Here is a 20,058-nt window from a genome sequence, read left to right on the forward strand (position 1 = left end):
TTAGCTTTTTACCCTAAAGGTGTAGGTGGAAATCAAATCGTTGTTTATTAGTAGATGCACATCGTAAAAACCTTTTTTGTCAAATTGGTGTTCAACAGTTAGCAAATCATCATTTAGTCTAGTTTTCAGAGGTTTTACTTCTACGGTTGTATTACCGTCGTCTATCATTAGTACAACTTCGGCTAATTCAATGGTTTTAGATAGTTTATACTTAAAAGCAATGGTTTCATCTCTTTTGATGATATTATACATTTCCAACGGAAAGATGTGAGTGCTCAAATTAGCATAAGCCCGGTTATAAATTAAAGGCGATTGTAAAAACATGTCGAAAGTAGGTTTGTTGTTGTCTAACAACATCCATTTTTCATCTATAGGGTAATGATTCATCACAAATAAATCGGGGCTTGGTAAAAACAATCCATCTTTAAAATCAAATTTAAATTGAAAAGTGTCTGGGTCAATAAGTCCGCTGGCCCAAGTTGGATCGCACAAGTACCATTTATCGTTTAGTTTTACGGCATTCCACGAGTGGTTTGGTGCGGTAATGTTGTCTAAATTCATGGTGCTGGTTTTTCCATAACCGTGAACAATTTCACATTCAATGTTAGCGATATTAGCCATTTCTTTCACTAAATAGGCGTAACCCGTGCAAATGGTTTGTTTATTTTCAATTAGTTTTTTAAAAATTTCTTTTTTGAACTCATTATTCCAGGTTTCCAGTAAAATGGGGTCGTTTAAGTATCGGTTGCGTTTTCGGCTATTTTTTGTATACAGATTGTAATCGTTGCTAATATTGGTACAAACCCACATGTAGATAGCTCTAAAACGTTCTACGTCGGTCGATAAATGTTCGGTTAACTTTTCTACTAAGGAATTTAAATTATATAGTTCTTCACCTTTGTACTTAAGAGCAATAGCGTCGGCTTTATCAAAATTTATGTTCGCAAAATCGTTACGCTGAGCATTCGCCTGAAAAACAAAGATGAAGAATAATATAACAGGCACTAACTTCATTAGTTTTTATTCTTGCGTTTAGATTTGTATGGTTTATCTACATCTAAAGCACCTAAAATTTCAACTAAGTCTGGCATTAATTCTATTTTTAAAAAAGAGCTGTCGGCTTTAATGATAATTTCCTGAGTAGTGTAACCAATGTATTGAAAAACAAGAACATCGTTTACCTTCAGTTTTACCGGAAACGTAAAGGTGCCTTCCATATCTGTTACGGTGCCTGTTTTTGTTCCTTTAAGAAGTATATTCACACCGGGTAAAGGTCCATCTTCATTTACTACCAATCCTTTAACAGTAATTTCGTTGGTACTCGTAATTGTCGGATTGGTTTGAGCTGTTGTAGTATTTAGTGAAAATAAAATGCAGCCTAAAAGCGCAAAAAATGTTTTTAAATTAATACTTTTAAAAACTAAGGGTTGTACAAGTGTTTTCATGATTTTGGTGTTTTTCTATTGAAAATTAAGAAACTTAGTTAAAGATATAAAATTAGCGTGAGTTAATTCAAATAGATTCCTTGACAAACTACAATTTTAACATGTTAACCATATTTTAAGTGTGATTATTTAGATACAATTAATTTTACCAATAGGAATATATCATTAAAACTGATGTTAATAAATTGTTATGAGGATACCGTATTTTGCTCTAAATAGCCTAAAAAACAAAATAACTAAATGACAATCAAATCTTTACTATTATTTCAAAAAAAATACCGTAAAGTTTTGCGTATAAAAAAATAAACTATTTTTGTTATACATTGAATACCGCTAATCATTATGCAGATTTTTAAAATCGCCGTTGAAAATTAAAGACTCATACCGAAGTATATTTTTGAAGTATCCACTACACAACTTCAATACAGACAAAGCCTTTTCAATGGTTGTAATTTTCGTTTTATTTAATTATATTTCAAACGAACTCAATTTTTTCAAGCAACAGTTTTGATGCCTCAACTTTTTATAACGAACGCTATTTTATTTAAATGAACACTAAATACATTGATTTAATAGATCAAACTTTTTATTTTCCACAGGAAGAATTTAAGTTAAAAGATAACAACCTTTTATTTCACGATATAGATTTAATGGCTTTGGTTGAAAAATATGGTACGCCATTAAAATTCACCTACCTTCCACAAATATCAAATAACATACAACGCGCTAAGCAATGGTTTGCAAACGCACGCAAAACCAATAAATATAAAGGCAAATACTACTATTGTTATTGCACAAAAAGTTCGCATTTTAAACATGTTTTAAATGAGGCTTTAAAAAACGATATTCATATAGAAACGTCTTCGGCGTTTGATTTAGATATTGTAAACACTTTAAAAGCTGAAGGAAAAATCAACAATAATACCTTTGTAATTTGCAACGGATTTAAACGCGATGAGTACATCAATAACATCGCCAATCTCATCAACGGAGGTCACAAAAATTGTATTCCCGTTATAGACAATTTTGAAGAAATTGATTTGTTGACGCAGCAGGTTAAACGCAAGTTTAAAATTGGCATCCGTATTGCTTCTGAGGAAGAACCAAAATTTGAATTTTATACCTCAAGACTCGGTATTGGCTATAAAAATATTGTGCCATTTTACAATCGTCAGGTTAGAGATAATCGAAAATTAGAGCTTAAAATGCTTCATTTCTTTATCAATACAGGTATTAGAGACAATGCTTACTACTGGAATGAACTGGCCAAGTGTTTAAAAGTTTATGTGAGTTTGAAAAGAATTTGCCCATCTCTAGATAGCCTTAATATTGGTGGAGGCTTTCCTATAAAAAATTCTTTGGGTTTTGAGTTTGATTATCAGTACATGATTGACGAAATCTTAAACCAGATAAAACTTACTTGCGACGAAGAAGAAGTTCCTGTACCTAATATCTTCACAGAATTTGGCAGCTACACCGTTGGCGAAAGTGGGGGTGCTATTTATAAAGTGTTATACCAAAAACAACAAAACGACCGTGAAGCCTGGAACATGATCAACTCCTCGTTTATTACTACTTTACCAGACACTTGGGCTATTAATAAGCGCTTTATTTTATTGCCAGTAAATCGTTGGAACGACTCTTATGAGCGTGTACTTTTAGGCGGTTTAACTTGCGATAGCGATGATTATTACAACAGTGAGCAACACATGAACGCCATTTATTTGCCCAAGTACAACAAAGATAAAGATTTGTATATTGGCTTTTTCAATACCGGTGCATATCAGGAAACTATTGGTGGTTTCGGCGGATTGCAGCATTGCTTAATTCCGGCACCCAAACACCTTTTAATAGATAAAGACGAAAAGGGCAACCTCGTAACAACAGTATTTAAAGAACAACAAAAAAGTGAAGACTTACTTAAAATTTTAGGTTATCATGAGCAATAAAACTTATGCCGGCATTCCAGAAGAGTTTGCCAAATTAGACAATTCTAAAATTGTTTTAATTCCTGTGCCTTACGATGGTACCAGTACCTGGCAAAAAGGTTCAGATAAAGGTCCGGAAGCATTCTTGCACGCTTCAGAAAATATGGAGTTGTATGATGTAGAAACTCGCACAGAAGTCTACAAACAAGGAATATATTTGGCCGATGCCATTACAGAAAACAGCTCACCCGAAGCGATGGTAGATGCGGTTCACAAATCTGTAAAGACCTTTATTAAACGCAATAAATTTGTAACCATTTTTGGTGGCGAACATTCTATTTCCATTGGAACCATTAGAGCTTTCAACGAATGTTTCGACAATTTAACCGTGTTACATATTGATGCTCATACCGATCTAAGAAAATCGTATTTAGGTTCAAAATATAATCACGCCTGCGCCGCTTACGAAGCCAGTCAAACTACCAATCTTATTCAAGTTGGTATTAGAAGCATGGATGCCATTGAGACTACGGTTATGGACGAAGAAAAAGTTTACTTTGCCCATGAATTGGCTACTGATGAGTTTTGGATGGATAGCGCTATTGATCAAATGACCGATAATGTTTTTATTACATTTGATTTAGACGCTTTAGATCCATCAATTCTGCCATCTACCGGAACACCTGAACCGGGTGGATTGTTTTGGTATGAAACACTCGAGTTTTTAAAGAAAGTTTTCGAAGAAAAAAACGTAGTTGGTTTTGATATGATGGAACTTTGTCCTAATCCAAACGAAAAATCTTCCGATTTTCTTGCTGCAAAGTTGTATTATAAAATGTTATCGTATAAGTTTGTCGATGATGATGTAGATGATGATTTTGAAAGTAATTTTAAAGACAACAATAACTCAGGATTAAAATCCGGTAAATTCAATGATGATGACGACCTCTAAAGGAGCCATTTCTAATTTTATAGAAAAGTATTATTTGCACTTCAATGCTGCTGCGCTTGTTGATGCCGCCAAAGCTTATGAAGCGCAACTTGATAGCGGTGCAAAAATGCTGGTATCACTCGCCGGAGCCATGAGTACTGCCGAACTTGGTAAAATATTTGCAGAAATAATTCGACAGGATAAAGTGCATATTATTTCATGCACCGGTGCCAACCTCGAAGAAGATATCATGAATTTGGTAGCACATTCACATTACGAGCGCGTGCCAAATTACAGAGATTTAACACCACAAGACGAATGGGATCTGCTCGAAAAAGGACTCAATCGTGTTACAGACACCTGTATTCCGGAAGAAGAAGCTTTTAGAAGACTACAAAAGCACATCTTCAAAATCTGGAAAGATGCTGAAGATAAAGGCGAACGCTATTTTCCGCATGAATTTATGTATAAAATGCTGTTAAGCGGTGTTCTTGAAGAATACTACGAAATAGACATTAAAAATTCGTGGATGTATGCTGCTGCTCAAAAAAACCTGCCAATGGTTGTCCCGGGATGGGAAGACAGTACCATGGGAAATATTTTCGCAAGTTATGTGCTTAAAGGCGAGTTAAAAGCCAGTACCATGAAATCGGGTATAGAATACATGACATTTTTAGCCGATTGGTACACCGATAATTCAGCGAAAGGTATTGGGTTTTTTCAGATTGGTGGCGGCATAGCGGGCGATTTCCCAATTTGTGTTGTGCCCATGTTATACCAAGATATGGAACGTACCGATACGCCTTTTTGGAGCTATTTTTGTCAGATTAGTGACTCAACCACCAGTTATGGTTCGTATTCCGGTGCTGTACCTAACGAAAAAATTACCTGGGGAAAATTAGATATTCATACCCCAAAATTTATTATAGAAAGTGATGCAACTATTGTTGCTCCTCTTATATTTGCATACCTATTAGACATGTAACTATGGCAAAACAAGACAACCTAAAACGCGTCATCGTTGATTTTAAAAAACTCACACCCGAGATTCTCGCATTGTTGGTAGAAAAATACCCCGATGGGTATGACGACGATCAAATTATTTCTTTTAGAAATGCTAAAAACGAATTAATTGAAGCAGTTGAAGTGAGTACTGAAGACACCAAGTATTTGGTAAAAGTAAGTACAAAGCTTGCTGTTACCATGGAGAACTACGATGAAGATGACTACGAAAACTTCGATAGTGATGATCCCGAAGCAGTGCAGGATCCTGAAGGTATCGCCGATGAAGAAGTAGAAGACGACGATTTGTAATAAGTATGAATAAAACATTACAAGACCTACATTGTAGGTTAAAACTTAAAGAAAGCCACGCTAAACTGCGTGGCTTTTTTAGTTGAGCGTAATTTTAGATTTGACAGGAATTTTTTTAAAAACTTCCCAAATAAATATAGCGTAAACAGGTAAATATTGCAGAATGAGAATTACGGGAGATTCTTTAACTTCCGGGGTTGAATAAGCCAAATAGCTTAATATAATGGTAAATGTCCATAACAATGGAAATTTATAACCTGTGAGTATTCCCAAAATTAATACTGTGGCAATGTACCACGGATGAACCGTGGTTGCGGTAAAAAAGTAAATCGATATTGCCAATAACAGTGTTGTAAGTAGTGTTTTGTAGTCGTAATTTTTTCTGAAAAATGATAAAGTGAAAATTAAAATAACTATAAAAATCACGATTATTTTCCCAATCAAGGCAATTTGATTATAGCCTGAAATATAATAACCCAAAGCCCGGGCCAAATAGTAAATACTGGCATTAAATTCAAAATTTTGAAACCAAAGACCAACCGTTTTTGAATAGTTGCCGGCTAAATCAGTATCTATAAAAGGAACAAAACTTAAAATCACTAATAAAATTATAACACCATAAAAACCAAAAAGTTTAGAAATATTAATTGGATGAGCTTTGTCTTTTACAAACCATTTAAAAAAAACAGGTAGTAATAATAACGGAATTAACTTAACCAAAATTGATGCACTAATCGCCATAGCCGCGCCAATCCATTTTTGTTTACTTAGCTGGTAAAGTCCAAATACTAAAAAGAATATCATCACGCCCTCGAAATGTAAATTCCCGGTAAGTTCTATAATCACGAAAGGATTTAAGATGTAAAAAAATATATTGTGAAGTGGTAAATTGACGCGTCCTAATATTTTTGTTCCATAGTAAAAAACACCAACGTCAGCGAAAATAATAATGAGTCGCATTACAACGACTGCACCTAAAATACTATTGGGGGATAGCCAACCGGCAACTAAAAACGTTAGTTGATTTAAAGGTGGGTAATTAGAAAAGTTAGTAGCACTTAATTGTCCCATACCTGCAATTAAAGTATTTGATTGTGCTATGACATCAGGATTTAATCCAATAAAGCTTTCAGGTGTAAACAGGTATGGATTAAATCCATTTGCAATGAGTCTGCCATCCCAAATAAACCGATAAAAATCCTGAGATAAATTTGGCAAAGAAAGCAAGCATAGCAATCTAAAAATTAAGGCAATCAATGCCAAGATCTTAATGTTGTTTTTAAAATGTTCAATAATTCTAAGGAACATTGCAAACAACATAGCATACACCAATAAAAGAGACAAAAACTCAGAGCGCTGTTGAAAGTAAAAAAACCAGAAATACAGCAGAAATGAAAGTAACGCAAGTAAAAAGGGTATGACTTTGTATTTACCTACAAAACTCACACTTTAGAGGTAATGGATTTAAAAAATACATATCCAAAACCAATAAACAACATTAAGTGAAACGGAAACAATCCAAAATCGCCACCTTGGTCACCAACTACAAAAGCGCTATACAGACCAAAGCCAAAATACAGCATCAACAAACCTTCAAAAATAACGTTTGGTGATAGCTTTCCTTTTAAATATTTATTGCCTTTCCAGGAGTCCTTTAGCGTTTTTATGTTGAATTTAGGGGTTCTTACAAATTCACTTCTTTTACCAATATGTCCTTCAATGACGGCTATTGAATTATGAAGCGAAAATCCCATAGCAATCGAGAAAAAGGTAAAGAACATAACGATGTACTCAAAAAACTTTTTGAACCCACTACCGTAAATTTGTTTGAACATAAACCAGTAACAAACAAAAAAGATGACAGTACTAACCACAAAAAAACTCATGATGTAAAAGTAGTATCTTAAATGGGCATATTCGTTTTTAATGTAAAGCATTGGAATACTCAATACAGCTACAATAAAAATATTAAGAAACATCGTGCTGTTCAGCAAATGCAACACACCATGCACTTTTGTCTTTGCTGAAATGTTTTTAGATTTTAGCACACGCCACATCATTTTTCTGAAGTTTTCGGCGCCGCCTTTATTCCATCTAAATTGTTGCGAACGGGCTGCGCTAATCACTACCGGCAATTCGGCAGGTGTTTCTACGTCTTCTAAGTATTTAAATTTCCAATTTTTCAATTGTGCGCGATAGCTTAAGTCTAAGTCTTCGGTAAGTGTATCGCCTTCCCAGTTACCTGCGTCAATGATACAGGTTTTACGCCACACTCCGGCTGTACCATTAAAATTGATAAAATGACCTTTGCTATTTCTGCCAACTTGTTCTAGTGTAAAATGAGCATCAAGAGCGAAAGCCTGAATTTTGGTAAGCAATGAATAGTTTCGGTTTAAATGGCCCCAACGGGTTTGAACTACCCCAATTTCTAGATCTTTAAAATATGGAATGGTACGCAAAAGCCAATCGTCTTCGGGTAAAAAATCGGCATCAAAAATGGCAATTAACTCACCTTTGGCAGTCTTTAAACCTTCCTTTAGCGCACCTGCCTTGAAACCGCCTCTGTCGGTTCTGGTAATGTGTTTTATATCTAAGCCTCTGGCGCGTAATTCTTTAATTTTTTCGGCAGTAAGTTTTAATGAATAATCGGTTGAATCGTCGAGTACTTGTATTTCAAGTTTTCCTTCCGGGTATTTGATTTCAGCAATATTATCTAAAAGCCGTTCCATAACATACATTTCGTTGTAAACCGGTAACTGTATGGTTACAAACGGAACTTCATCCGGATTATCCAAATCAAATTTTGGTGCTTTGTTTTTTTCCTTCTGAGCTGTTAAATAATTGAACAACAAATTAAGTTGTGCCAAGGCGTAGAAGAAAATCATAACAATGGCAAATGTGTAAATTACGATGATTGCTGTTTCAAAAATCATTTTTTAAAGCTGTATTTAAATATCCATCCAAGGATTTTTACGCCTGCAAAGATAGCACCTTTTATGGTTCCTGAAACTTTTGAGACACCTATTCTGTTTCGGTAGTTTACAGGTATTTCTTTGTAGGTCATATTTTTTTTCAAAACCTTTAACTGCATCTCTACAGTCCACCCATAAGTTTTATCTTCCATGTTGAGGTCCAGTAATTTAGAATATTTGATGGCTCTAAACGGACCAAGATCTGTGAAAGTTGAATTGTAAATAACAGACATTAAATTGGTTGCAAGCCAGTTCCCGAATATTTGAGGAAAGGTCATCGCGCCTTTTTCGCGTAGTTCTTTAACGCGTGCACCTACAACAAAATCGAAATTTTCTTCAATAATAGGGGCTACAATTTTGGTGAGTTCTTCGGGATAATCGCTATAATCTCCATCTAAAAAAACAATAATTTCGGGTTTATCTGTTTGTTTAGATATGTAATCCATGCCTTTTAGGCAAGCATATCCATAGCCTTTACGGGTTTCGATTAACACGGTTGCACCGGAATTTTTGGCGTTTTTTTCGGTGTCGTCGGTTGAATTATTACTCACCACAATGACTTCGTCTACTATTGACGGAATATCGTTGATAACCTTTGCAATGGATTCGCCTTCGTTATAGGCGGGAATAATAACTTTAATTCCGGTCATGAATTACTTTTTGTTTGCAAAAGTAATTTTCTAAAGTATTTTTCAATGTACATTCAAATGATTTCATTTGTTTTTATTCAAGAAATTCATCAAATTCACATCGTTACCAAGTAAAATTTCTTTCGGATTGATACGGTTTTTAAGCGAATCATTTTCCAGTTTTAAAACACCACGCGGACAAACGGCGCTGCAAATACCGCAACCTACGCAGCTACTGCGTACAATGTTTTCACCTTTTTGCGCATAAGCACGCACATCAATGCCCATTTCACAGTAGGTAGAACAATTTCCGCACGAAATACATTGACCGCCATTGGTTGTAATTCTAAATTTTGAAAACATGCGTTGCTGAAATCCCAAAATGGCAGCCAATGGGCAACCCATGCGGCACCAAACGCGATTCCCAAATATGGGATAAAATCCGGTGCCAATTACTCCCGAAAATATCGAACCAATCAAAAAGCCGTAAGTGGTGCGGAGTGTTTCTTTTTCAAAAAGAAAAAGTTTGCTGCCGTCACTAAATACGTGTAAACCAATTAAAGCCATAATTATTACAAAATAGCCAATGGCACCCAGTTTGGCATCTTTGCCCAATTCGTGACGTTTAAAAATCATGGTTCCTGCAAAAACAAGGGTGAGTAAAACTGCCACTAAGGTTAGAAACACTGGTTTGGTAAGCCAATATTTTGTATTATCAACACCCAAATAAGAGTAAATAACAGCTGTAGTCATTAACACCACAAATACCAGAACACTGTGAATTACCCAACGCTCAACCTTCCAGGCAAACTGGCGTTTATCACTTAAATGACGAAAAGCATCGCCGGCGGTTTCAGCCAAGCCGCCACATCCGCAAACCCATGAACAATACCAGCGTTTTCCGTATTTATAGGTTAGATAAGGCGTTATTACAAAAATAGAAGCCACGCCGAAAATTAACAAAGCTATGCCTATATTTCCAGCGCTGATAAATTCGTCTACTCTGTATTTCTCGAAGTTGTAATAATTTAAAGGCCAGATGTTTTTTAAATCGTAATAAGGCAGTTTAAAGGAATCTGAATTTAATCTTGCCATCAACTCCGGGATTAAAAAGGCAAAGCCCAATTGAAAAAACATCACCGAAATGGTTCGCAATTGCTGGTATTTACTATGACGGTATTTCAATATAAATTTATAACCAAAACCCAGAATAGCCAAGGTATACAAAGTACCGTAAACAAACCATTGGCTGGCCGGATTACCACTTAATAATTTACTTAACGGATCAAAAAAGGCTACCAAACCAGTGTTTTCAGCACCATTTTTACCTAAACCAAGGTATTGCGGATAAAAATACAGCACAATATAAAAAGCGGTTAGAGCAACTCCGGTTAAATAGCCTAAAACACCACGATTTGAAATGGATTTAAACCAAACACCATCGTTTTTAATACCTTCTAATTTATTGAGGTAGGCTTGGTTAGAAAACCACACAATGCCTAGGGTTAATAATATAAGAGAAGTGGTTAAGACCAATGGTTTATTGGGCATGTTCATGTTTAATAATGCCAAAACCAAAATAAATAATCCCACAAGACCAATAGCCAACGCTATTTTTTGTTTGGTGTTGATGGCGTTGGTATCGGGATTTGAAAGTGATAAACTGTGATTTATTTTTAGGCTCATGTTTTTGATTTATTTATTGTCTCTAGACCTCACAGGTTTTAAAAACCTGTGAGGTCTTTAATTTTTGCTATTCCAATATATATTTTTCTAATATACTTGTGTTTTTACTTTGATGAACAAATTCAAAATTTTTCCGATCATCAAACAAGCTTAGAACAAATTCCCGATCTAATTCTGTTGGTTTTTTCGATGTCATACTATGGTATGAACTGTATTTGTATGTTCTAAAATCGGTTGTAAACCCATGATGAGTCGGGTTAGTGTGCACATAAATAATAATAGATTGTAAGTATGTTTCATCTTCAATTTTTATTCTTGAAAACTGGTCTTTAAATAAGCTGCCACTTCTATGGTATCTTTTATTAATTGCTTTTGCATAGGCATTGAAAAGATTTGAAAAGGACCTGGATAAATTGTTATCAGACGTATCTGGTTTTGTTTTTACAATTAAATGAAAGTGATTTTTTATTAAATCCATCGAATTTAAAAGATGTTTTTTTATCAGAGACAAGAAATAGATGTAGTTATCTTCCTCTATAAATAAATTTTCCTTGTTGTTTCCACAATTATAAATATGAAAATAGGCATCTGGAGTTATTGGTTCGTATTTCATGAATACATCGAGTTAAATTTCCTTTTTAGACCTCACAGGTTTTTAAAACCTGTGAGGTCTTTGATTAGCGTTTGTTATCAGTTATATTTTTATTTATGTTTTATTTAATTTGAAATTAAATTATGTAAATAATTTGATATTCAAACCTGTGAGATCACATTTATTTCTTAGGCTTCTTCCTTTAATTTTTGATAATAACTTCGTATGTCATTTTCATATCGTTTGTAAAACTCAGGATCAAAATTGGCTTCAGATAAATGTTCGATTACAAAATCGACTGTATGTTCTTCGGTTAACCATCGGTCAAATACCTCATGGCGCATTCTAATTCCGAAGGTGTTAATACCTTCAAACTTATTAGATGATAGATTGTATTCAATAGTAATACAGAGATTTTCTGAAGGATGTTTCCAATGAAAATGAGTATTTCCGTCTTTTGGTTCGGCAAACACCCAACCATAGGTTTGGTATTCGATGTCTAGAAATTTGGCCGAGTTAAACCAATGTCCGGGATTGTAAGCTGTTTTATTACCGCAAATAGTTTGCGCAAGCGCTTCGCCCATCATACGGCCGGTGTACCAAACCGCTTCAATGGGTCTACGATTGCCAATGGCTTCGCGTTGTTCGGCGCAATCACCTATGGCGTACACATCGGGCACCGAGGTTTCAAGAAACCGATTTACCAAAACACCGCGATTTAAATCAATTTTACCTGACCTTAAAAAATCGATATTTGGCGAAACACCGGCCGTTAATCCAACAAAATCACATGCTAATTCTTCGCCGGTTTCGTCGATGATCACCGATTTTGCATGACCATTTTCATCAGAAATAATGGCTTTTAGATTGCTTGATAATCGCAAGTCTATATGATGGTCAATAATATGCTGATTGATCATTTCGCTTTCACCTTTGGGCAATACGCCATTCCAGAAACTGTTTTCTCTAACCAAGAAGGTTACCGGAATATCGCGGGTGCGCAGCATTTCGGCCAATTCAATGCCTATCAAGCCGCCACCAACAATCACCGCGCGTTTACAAAGGTCTTTGTTGGGCGCATATACTTCTAAATTATCTAAGTCTTGTTTGTGATACAAGCCTTGCACCCCTTTTAACTCTTGTCCGGGCCAGCCAAATTTATTGGGTTTACTTCCGGTAGCGATAATGAGTTTGTCGTAGTTGAAGGTTTCATTTCCCGATAGTTTTAGGCATTTGTTATCGGTATCAACACTTTCAACAAAGGCTTTTTTAAGCTCGATTCGGCTTTTTTGCCAAAACCAGTTTTCGTAGGGTTGTGTGTGTTCAAATTTCATATGACCCATATACACATACATCAAGGCTGTACGCGAGAAAAAATAATCGGTTTCTGCTGAAATTATGGTGATTTGATGATTTGAGTTTTTACGAATATGCCGCGCTGCGGTAACACCCGCAATGCCGTTTCCAATAATAACAATATGATTCATGAATGGTGGTTAATTGTAACTTAAGTCGAAGGATTTGTTAAAGCCTTACCTTGGATTATTAAAATCAATTAAATTTAACACATATATGACAAAGTTTTTAACTTCTGCCGGTATTTGTTTGGTACTTTTTTCTTGTGCCATGTCACCTTCCACCTCAAAAAAAATGAATGGGGTGAGTTTTGTTGGCACCAGAGATACGCTGCAATCAGACTATATAACGCCTTTAAAAAACATTCACGTTAACTATACGGCCATTATGCCTTTTGGTTTTATCAGAGATAAAAATAACCCTGAAATTATTTTTAATACCGAAAGGCAATGGTTTGGAGAAAAGGTAGTAGGTGTCAAGCAATATGTTGAAATGTTGCAGAATGAGAATATTCAAATCATGCTAAAACCGCAAATTTGGATAAGCAGAGGTGAATTTACCGGTCATTTAGAAATGCAAACCGAAGGGGAATGGCAACAATTAGAAATCTCTTACGAAAAATTTATTCTTGAATACGCCCAATTGGCCGAAGACTTAAATATCAAATTACTTTGTATCGGAACTGAATTGGAACGCTTCATAAGTAAAAGACCGGATTATTGGAACGATTTAATTGTAAAAATTAAGCAAGCTTACACAGGCAAATTAACCTATGCTGCTAATTGGGACGAATACCCGAAAACACCTTTTTGGAATGATTTAGATTATATAGGCGTAAACGGCTACTTTCCTTTAACTGAAGAACAAACTCCAAGTGTTGAAGCCTGTATAATAGCTTTGGAGCAATGGAAAACCGAGCTACAGGAGTTTTCTTTCTCAAATAATAAACCTGTTTTATTTACCGAGTTTGGTTACCGAAGTGTAGATTTTGGGGCGAAGCAACCATGGCGTTCAGACCGCGACATGACGGCTGTTAACCTGGAAGCGCAAACCAATGCAACTGTTGCGTTTTTTGAAACATTCTGGATTGAAGACTGGGTTGCCGGTGGTTTTATCTGGAAATGGTTCCCAAATCATACAACTACCGGTGGAAATAATGATAGCAGATTTACGCCTCAAAATAAACCTGCAGAAGCAGTTATTAAAGAACAATTCAAGCAATTTCGTTAGCATTGGTATTGATTTTAATATCAAAGTATAGGTTACAATTTTCTATTGTAATGTTTTAAATCTAAGGCCGACAAAGTTTTTAACTGTAACATGCCAGGAAAACTTTATTTGTAAGCGTTCGTGGGTTTATTTAGAATAGATGCGTTTAAAATCCTTATTAGTAGTTATTTTTTTTAGTCTTGCCCTTTGCGGTTTATCTCAAAACAGTATTATTTCTGAAGTTGAAATTGAAGGAAATAAACGAACAACAACAAATTTTTTAAAACGACTGGCTTTTGTTAAGAACGGTAGCACATTGGATTCTCTTAAAATAGCAGATGATGTAAGGCGATTTACCTTATTACCATCAGTTGCAAGTGCGTCCTTTCAATTGTATGAAATTGGTCCTGAGAATTATAAAGTAGTTTACAATATTGTGGAGAATTTTGCGATTATTCCCGGTTTAAATGTGTCGCAAGATGTGAATGATGATATCGCTTTTAGAACCTCTTTGTTCGATTTTAATTTTTTAGGTCAAAATCAAATAATTGGAGGCTTTTATAGCAGGAATGTTTTTGGTTCTTATGGTGCATTTTGGGAAGCGCCTAACCTGTTTACCCGAAAGTTAGGTTTTGGATTAAATTTTCAAAATAATGTACTTCAGGAACCTATATTTTTTGATGACGGTAGAGATGTTGATTATAAATTTGACAGCTCATCTTTCGAGTTTCGATTTTTTTACGAACACAACTTTAAAAACAGATTTGAAATAGGATTGAATTTTGCAGCGATCAACTACAATTTATTAAATGGTGATGTGCCTGATAATTTTCCTGAAACTTTAGAGTTGAATAGAATTTTGGTTGTTGGAGAATATCAATACAATAATCTTGCTTTAGAATATCAATATGTTAGTGGTTTTAGAAGTCTTTTTTCGTATGAATTCACCTTAGACTCAAAAGGTGATAACGACTTATTGCGTAATTTTTTTGTAGGCCGAAATGATTTTGAGTATTTTAAAAGGGTTGGTGCTAAGGGCAATTGGGCAAATAGATTGCGATTGGGTTTTGCCAGCAACAGTTCAACGCCATTTGCACCGTTTGCATTAGACAATCAATTAAATATAAGAGGTGTTGGAAACGTTGTTGACAGAGGTTCAGCATCGGTTGTTGTGAATACCGAATACCGATATACACTTTATGAAAAAGGATGGTTTGCCATGCAGGGCAACGCTTTTATTGATGCCGGAACGTGGCAAAACCCCGGAGGAGACATCAGCAATTTATTAAAAGCAGAGAATGCCTCGCTGTTTTCCGGTTTAGGACTGAGATTTATACACAAACGTATTTTTAATGCTGTTTTTAGAATAGATTATGGATTTAGTGTTGGCGATAAATCCAATAGCGGGATTGTTTTTGGCATAGGTCAATATTTTTAATAATGAACTATTGTAAAGATTAAGCAGTAGCTATTATTAAGAGGAAATATGCTTCTTGTAATATTGGTAAAGTGATTGCGGTGAAGCTCCCAAACGTTTTTTAAGGTGTACCATCCAATAATGGTATTGTAATTTCCAAACCCCGTGTGTTTGATAATGTCGGGCCGAAGTTATTAGTGGTTGTTGAATTACTTTCAACTTACCAACTTTATATAGTTTAGAAATAAACACATTGTCTTCGTAAATATTGTAATTCTCGTCATAGCCCCCAACTTGGTTAAATAGGGTTTTCGTTACAAATAAACTTTGGTCGCCACCGCGACATACGCGCCAATTAAACTGTGTAAACCATCCGGCTAATTGTAGCCACCAATGCTTACTGTCGAATGTCATTTTAAAACAACCGCAGTTATAACCGTTTTTAACTTCGTCTACAATCAACTGGTCAAAATATTTAGGAGGAAACGAGTCGGCATGCAGAAAGTAAAGTATGGTGCCTAAAGCATTTTTAGCACCAGTATTCATTTGTATGGCACGGCCTTTTTCTGAATGAAGCAACTTTGCAGTAATAACATCTAAATCGTTTTCGGCTTTGTTGCGGGCAATCCAGTCTTGAACTTTTTTAGACGTGTCATCTGTGCTGCCGCCATCAACCACTATCATTTCTATAATATTATAAACCGATGAATGCGCCAACACATATTTTAGGGTGTTTAGAATTCGCGAGGATTCATTGTAAACCGGAATGATAATAGAAATTTTACTCATTTAAATCCCAATTGTAGTCTAAATAACTTGTTTTTGCTTTTGGGTTGATATCAATATCGGTATAAATGTTAATAAAATCTACAACTGAGCCGTTTTGTTTGAAATCTTTGGTAAACCACTGGAAAATTTTGGATATTTTAAGCTCGTTTTTGGTAATGATATTTCTATTAGAATCGGTTAAGAATGTTCTGGTGCTTTCTGTAAGTTGATTTTCTAAATTAGCAGCAGTAAAGGCGTAGTTTTGAAGTTTCGGACAAGAAAAGGAAGCACAAACAATGGCAAAATGAATGCGTGGCTCGTCCATTTTTCTAAGGATCTGGTGTTCTATTTCGTTGAGGTCGTACCATTTATTGCCTAATTTCCAGAGCTTTTGACCCCAAGGATCTTTAATGTCTTTGATGCTTTTTACAGGGTAATTTCTAATGATTAAATCAATGGTTAAAGCATTATAGGCGTTGATCCAGTAAGATAATGTTTCGTTTTTTGACCAATTATCATTGGGTGGGTTTTTAGAAAGCAAACTTATGTATTGATCTAAATTTGTTTTGTCTTTTTTGATGGCTTGATAATTTACATTGCCATCGTATGATACATGAGTTTTAAGTAAGTTATCCCACAAGTTGTGATTGAAGCTTTCTAAGGCTTCTGCAGTTTGGTTATTTTGCGCCACTAAATTGTTATGATTAACAAAGCCGTTAAAAAGAAGTGCAAAGACTACCAGTTGTAATTTCCTCATTCTGAAATTTAGATGATTAAGCGTTTATTAATCTTTTCGATTTAATGGGTATAATTCTTGCCCAAGAAAATCTTGAGGGAAATGTTCATCGCCTTCAAATCCCAGTTCAATATCTCTGCCATTTTCCGGCACATGACTGGTTTTAAAAAGATAATCCCAAATACTTAATGTTAGTCCGAAGTTAACACCATACCTTACATGTTCGGGTAATTTTTTGGCGTGGTGCCAGATATGCATTTTTGGGTTGTTGAAAATGTATTTTAAAATGCCGTAATCCCAGCCTAAATTGGCATGGTTTAAATGGCCAATGGTAATATTAAAAAAGTGAACAATGGCTACATCTTGTGCGTTGAAGCCGCCAATAACAGCAATTGGTATGTATAACAAAGACTTGTAAACAACAGGTTCCATCCAATGGTAGCGGAGGTGTGCAGCAAAGCCCATTTCTTTCACCGAGTGATGTACCTTATGAAAATCCCACAGCATTGGCACGCGGTGTAATAACCGGTGGGTATTCCATTGTACAAAATCGCTGACAATAAAGAATAGGAGTAAACCCCAAAACTTCGGTAAGACATTCATATCTAATAATTGCAAACTGCCCACACTTAATCCGAATAAACCAATAAAATCATTAAATAATTCTGCAACGGTATTTGAAAGGGCAATTAATACAATTAAATTCAACAAGAAAAAATTGAAGAACATATAGAATGTATCCAACCAAAAATCTTTTCTAAATGCTTTTTGATTTTTGCGCCATGGAAAAAGCAGTTCTAATGCCCAAACCAGTAATGAGATGATAATAAGACCATAGAAGTAATTATCCCAATGGTTAATGTTGATTAACTCGTGTTTGAGGTAATTCCAGTAACCTTTATAAGATTTTAGAAGTATTTCGAAGTATTTTTCCATTTTCGATTATGAGAACAAATTTAAAGCAAAATAGACTAAGCTAGCAAAGATAGCTGCCATTGGCAGAGTTACCAACCATGACGATAAAATTTTATAAGTGGTCTTGATATTTGCCTTTTTATTGGCGATGCCAATCCCAAAAATAGCACCAACCGAAGCATGTGTTGTTGAAACCGGCAATCCAAAAACACTGGCAGTAGTCGTTAAAAATCCGGTAATCAAATTGGCTGTAAATCCTTGACCCTCGTTTAGGCTAGTTATATTTTTACTCATATTAACACCTACTTTTTTGGCATTAATCAGTCCTCCTAAGGCCATAGAAACTGCAATTGCAACCAAGCTAAAACTGATATTTGAATTTGTTGTAATTAATAAAATGGCCGCTATTTTAGGTGTATCGTTTAAACCGCGCGCAAAACTAACGAGTCCGGCACTAAAAAAATGAAGATATTTTATGATACTTTGTGCTGTAATGCCAAATATCTTACCGGAGTATTCTTCCGAAATATTGCAGGTACTAATAACAGGGTTGTTCGCGATAGCAACCCACATTTCATTTTCTTGCTTGTATAAAAATTCTTGTGTTGTTTCGTTCACACATATACAATAGTCTTTGGAGATATTAGATCGTAAACGTATGTAATTAAAAATTTTATAGGTAGCAAAGCTCATTATGGAAGCTAAAAAGGGTCCGATAAGCAATGGTGCCAAGAACAATGCGCTTATACTGTATAAAAATGTATAATTAGTGTTTGCTATTAATCCTAAACCAGTTAATGCACCTACCAGTGCATGCGTTGTAGAAATTGGCATGCCGAATTTCGTGGCAAGGTAAACAGTAGTGGCGGCACCAAGTGCAATTGAAATTCCGAAAAAGGGCAACTTAATAAGGGCATCGTCTAAAATACCTTTCCCCGAGAAATTTGTGATAAGTTCTTGAGCAAAAAAAATGGCTGCGACACCACCTAAAAATGTAGTGGAAGTAGCCCACGAAAGTGCTGTTTTATAACTACAGGTTCGGCTTCCAAATAAGGTGGCTACACCTTTAAAGTTGTCGTTAGCACCATTTGAGTAGGCTAAAAAAAACACCGCTATTATTAAGAGTACAATCAATTTTTGGTATGTTTTTAGCAACAACCACCGCCATCGTAATGGAAGGTTGATTCACTTATAAAAATATCGTTTCTTTTTAAAGATACCAGTGCAGCAGCAGTTTTATCGCAAATGGCCAATGGCTGATTTTGAAGTAAGATATGACCTTTTTTGTCATCAAAATAAGGATCTTCTCCATAATAAATGGCTGCTTTACCGGTGAAAATACAAGGCCCATCGGCAGGCATTGGGTCTTTAATCGCTGCTACCTCGATAGACTCGATGTAAATAAGTTCATTGGTGGGATAATTGTTTGGCGACAAGATTCTATAGGGTTTTCTGGCTCTAATTTCAATAGTTCCAAATCCGGCATCGGTAAGCGCTTTTACGTAATCTTTTATTGGTAAACTACCGCTTAAGCAAAGTGCACGTAATCGCTCATCATTACGAAGCGTTTCATTCATGGGTTGTTCGCAAGTAGGGTCGCTCATTACCAATTTACCATGAGGTTTTAACACGCGGTACATTTCGGCGATGGCTTTTTTTAAATCGTCGGCTTTAAAAATATTGAACAAACAATTTTGGGCAGCTACGTCAATACTATTGTCTTCTAAGGGCAGATGAAGCGCATCACCTTTTTTTAATTCTACAAAGTTGCTTTTAAACCAAGGATTAAGTACTTCAGCTTCTTCAAAGTTTTTTCGGGAGGCTTCCAGCATTTCATCAACCATATCAACACCAATAACGCCGCTTTTCTGTCTATTGAAATAGGAGAATTGCAGTAATTCCATACCGCCGCCAACACCTACATAAAGCATTTTGGGGTTATTAGACAAATCGCGGGCATGAACAGTACTCCCACAGCCATAGTTCATTTCTTGCATAATTTTTGGGATTTTTAAACCCGGTAATTCCCAAATTGGGTTGGTGGTGCAACACAAGCCCACATCTGGGGTTAAAGCTGCTTCTTTGTAAACATTGTAAGTTGTATCTAAGTATCCCATGATGGTGTAGTTTAAATTATTGTTACTAATTTCTAGCCCTGAT

The 20,058-nt window shown here is 35.5% G+C and carries 19 protein-coding genes; 6 read left to right on the plus strand and 13 right to left on the minus strand.

Translation table 11 applies throughout. From position 1 onward, the window contains the following. Complete coding sequence (locus tag FJ651_RS13710; protein WP_140991110.1) at positions 1 to 1,014, minus strand: transglutaminase domain-containing protein; 1,014 nt, start codon at positions 1,012 to 1,014, stop codon at positions 1 to 3. Next, positions 1,014 to 1,445: a carboxypeptidase-like regulatory domain-containing protein gene (locus FJ651_RS13715; protein WP_140991111.1), complete on the minus strand. Its 432-nt coding sequence runs from the start codon at positions 1,443 to 1,445 to the stop codon at positions 1,014 to 1,016. Before FJ651_RS13715 ends, FJ651_RS13710 begins: the two co-directional genes overlap by 1 nt. A 548-nt stretch (positions 1,446 to 1,993) precedes the next feature. On the opposite strand from FJ651_RS13715, the gene FJ651_RS13720 reads away from it, so the two are divergent. Genes FJ651_RS13720 through FJ651_RS13735 form a run of 4 tightly spaced genes read left to right on the plus strand, consistent with a single transcriptional unit; the run spans position 1,994 to position 5,618 of the window. Beyond that, complete coding sequence (locus FJ651_RS13720) at positions 1,994 to 3,394, plus strand: type III PLP-dependent enzyme domain-containing protein (RefSeq protein ID WP_140991112.1); 1,401 nt, start codon at positions 1,994 to 1,996, stop codon at positions 3,392 to 3,394. Next, complete coding sequence (gene speB, locus FJ651_RS13725; RefSeq protein ID WP_140991113.1) at positions 3,384 to 4,325, plus strand: agmatinase; 942 nt, start codon at positions 3,384 to 3,386, stop codon at positions 4,323 to 4,325. Before FJ651_RS13720 ends, speB begins: the two co-directional genes overlap by 11 nt. Next, positions 4,312 to 5,289 carry a deoxyhypusine synthase family protein gene (locus tag FJ651_RS13730; RefSeq protein ID WP_140991354.1) on the plus strand — a complete coding sequence of 326 codons (978 nt, stop codon included), beginning with the start codon at positions 4,312 to 4,314 and terminating at the stop codon, positions 5,287 to 5,289. The genes speB and FJ651_RS13730 overlap by 14 nt, the downstream gene beginning before the upstream one ends. A 2-nt stretch (positions 5,290 to 5,291) precedes the next feature. Continuing rightward, on the plus strand, positions 5,292 to 5,618 hold the full coding sequence (locus tag FJ651_RS13735; protein WP_140991114.1) for a hypothetical protein: 327 nt from the start codon (positions 5,292 to 5,294) through the stop codon (positions 5,616 to 5,618). Positions 5,619 to 5,696: 78 nt separating this feature from the next. On the opposite strand, the gene mptB is transcribed toward FJ651_RS13735, so the two are convergent. From mptB to FJ651_RS13765, 6 genes are all read right to left on the minus strand, one after another. After that, complete coding sequence (gene mptB, locus FJ651_RS13740) at positions 5,697 to 6,875, minus strand: polyprenol phosphomannose-dependent alpha 1,6 mannosyltransferase MptB (RefSeq protein ID WP_246085374.1); 1,179 nt, start codon at positions 6,873 to 6,875, stop codon at positions 5,697 to 5,699. 185 nt (positions 6,876 to 7,060) lie between these two features. Then, a complete protein-coding gene (locus tag FJ651_RS13745; protein ID WP_140991116.1) occupies positions 7,061 to 8,551 on the minus strand; it encodes a cellulose synthase family protein in 1,491 nt (496 codons plus the stop codon). Continuing rightward, positions 8,548 to 9,240 carry a glycosyltransferase family 2 protein gene (locus tag FJ651_RS13750; RefSeq protein WP_140991117.1) on the minus strand — a complete coding sequence of 231 codons (693 nt, stop codon included), beginning with the start codon at positions 9,238 to 9,240 and terminating at the stop codon, positions 8,548 to 8,550. The genes FJ651_RS13745 and FJ651_RS13750 overlap by 4 nt, the downstream gene beginning before the upstream one ends. A gap of 63 nt (positions 9,241 to 9,303) precedes the next feature. Continuing rightward, positions 9,304 to 10,905 carry a 4Fe-4S binding protein gene (locus FJ651_RS13755; RefSeq protein WP_140991118.1) on the minus strand — a complete coding sequence of 534 codons (1,602 nt, stop codon included), beginning with the start codon at positions 10,903 to 10,905 and terminating at the stop codon, positions 9,304 to 9,306. Between the two features lie 67 nt (positions 10,906 to 10,972). Next, positions 10,973 to 11,518 carry a transposase gene (locus tag FJ651_RS13760; RefSeq protein WP_140991119.1) on the minus strand — a complete coding sequence of 182 codons (546 nt, stop codon included), beginning with the start codon at positions 11,516 to 11,518 and terminating at the stop codon, positions 10,973 to 10,975. Between the two features lie 167 nt (positions 11,519 to 11,685). Beyond that, entirely contained in the window at positions 11,686 to 12,984 is a 1,299-nt protein-coding gene (locus FJ651_RS13765; protein ID WP_140991120.1) for an NAD(P)/FAD-dependent oxidoreductase, read from the minus strand. An 85-nt stretch (positions 12,985 to 13,069) separates the two neighbouring features. Here FJ651_RS13765 and FJ651_RS13770 point away from each other — a divergent pair, with 85 nt between their 5' ends. Both FJ651_RS13770 and FJ651_RS13775 read left to right on the plus strand, forming a co-directional pair. After that, entirely contained in the window at positions 13,070 to 14,083 is a 1,014-nt protein-coding gene (locus FJ651_RS13770; RefSeq protein WP_246085375.1) for a glycoside hydrolase family 113, read from the plus strand. Between the two features lie 139 nt (positions 14,084 to 14,222). After that, a complete protein-coding gene (locus FJ651_RS13775) occupies positions 14,223 to 15,500 on the plus strand; it encodes a BamA/TamA family outer membrane protein (protein WP_140991121.1) in 1,278 nt (425 codons plus the stop codon). 36 nt (positions 15,501 to 15,536) lie between these two features. Here FJ651_RS13775 and FJ651_RS13780 read toward each other — a convergent pair whose 3' ends face one another. Genes FJ651_RS13780 through arsM form a run of 5 tightly spaced genes read right to left on the minus strand, consistent with a single transcriptional unit; the run spans position 15,537 to position 20,015 of the window. Next, positions 15,537 to 16,268: a TIGR04283 family arsenosugar biosynthesis glycosyltransferase gene (locus FJ651_RS13780; protein WP_140991122.1), complete on the minus strand. Its 732-nt coding sequence runs from the start codon at positions 16,266 to 16,268 to the stop codon at positions 15,537 to 15,539. Beyond that, positions 16,261 to 17,004: a DUF547 domain-containing protein gene (locus FJ651_RS13785; RefSeq protein WP_140991123.1), complete on the minus strand. Its 744-nt coding sequence runs from the start codon at positions 17,002 to 17,004 to the stop codon at positions 16,261 to 16,263. Before FJ651_RS13785 ends, FJ651_RS13780 begins: the two co-directional genes overlap by 8 nt. A 27-nt stretch (positions 17,005 to 17,031) precedes the next feature. After that, positions 17,032 to 17,919 (minus strand): sterol desaturase family protein, encoded by an 888-nt coding sequence (locus FJ651_RS13790; RefSeq protein ID WP_140991124.1) that lies wholly within the window; start codon positions 17,917 to 17,919, stop codon positions 17,032 to 17,034. A 6-nt stretch (positions 17,920 to 17,925) separates the two neighbouring features. Beyond that, positions 17,926 to 19,032, minus strand: coding sequence for an inorganic phosphate transporter (locus FJ651_RS13795; protein WP_140991125.1), 1,107 nt, complete (start codon positions 19,030 to 19,032; stop codon positions 17,926 to 17,928). A gap of 14 nt (positions 19,033 to 19,046) precedes the next feature. Continuing rightward, positions 19,047 to 20,015, minus strand: a complete 969-nt coding sequence (arsM, locus tag FJ651_RS13800; RefSeq protein ID WP_140991126.1) for an arsenosugar biosynthesis arsenite methyltransferase ArsM — start codon at positions 20,013 to 20,015, stop codon at positions 19,047 to 19,049. Between the last annotated feature and the right edge of the window lie 43 nt (positions 20,016 to 20,058).

The sequence above is a fragment of the Paucihalobacter ruber genome (assembly GCF_006494535.1).
GTDB classification, from domain to species: domain Bacteria; phylum Bacteroidota; class Bacteroidia; order Flavobacteriales; family Flavobacteriaceae; genus Paucihalobacter; species Paucihalobacter ruber.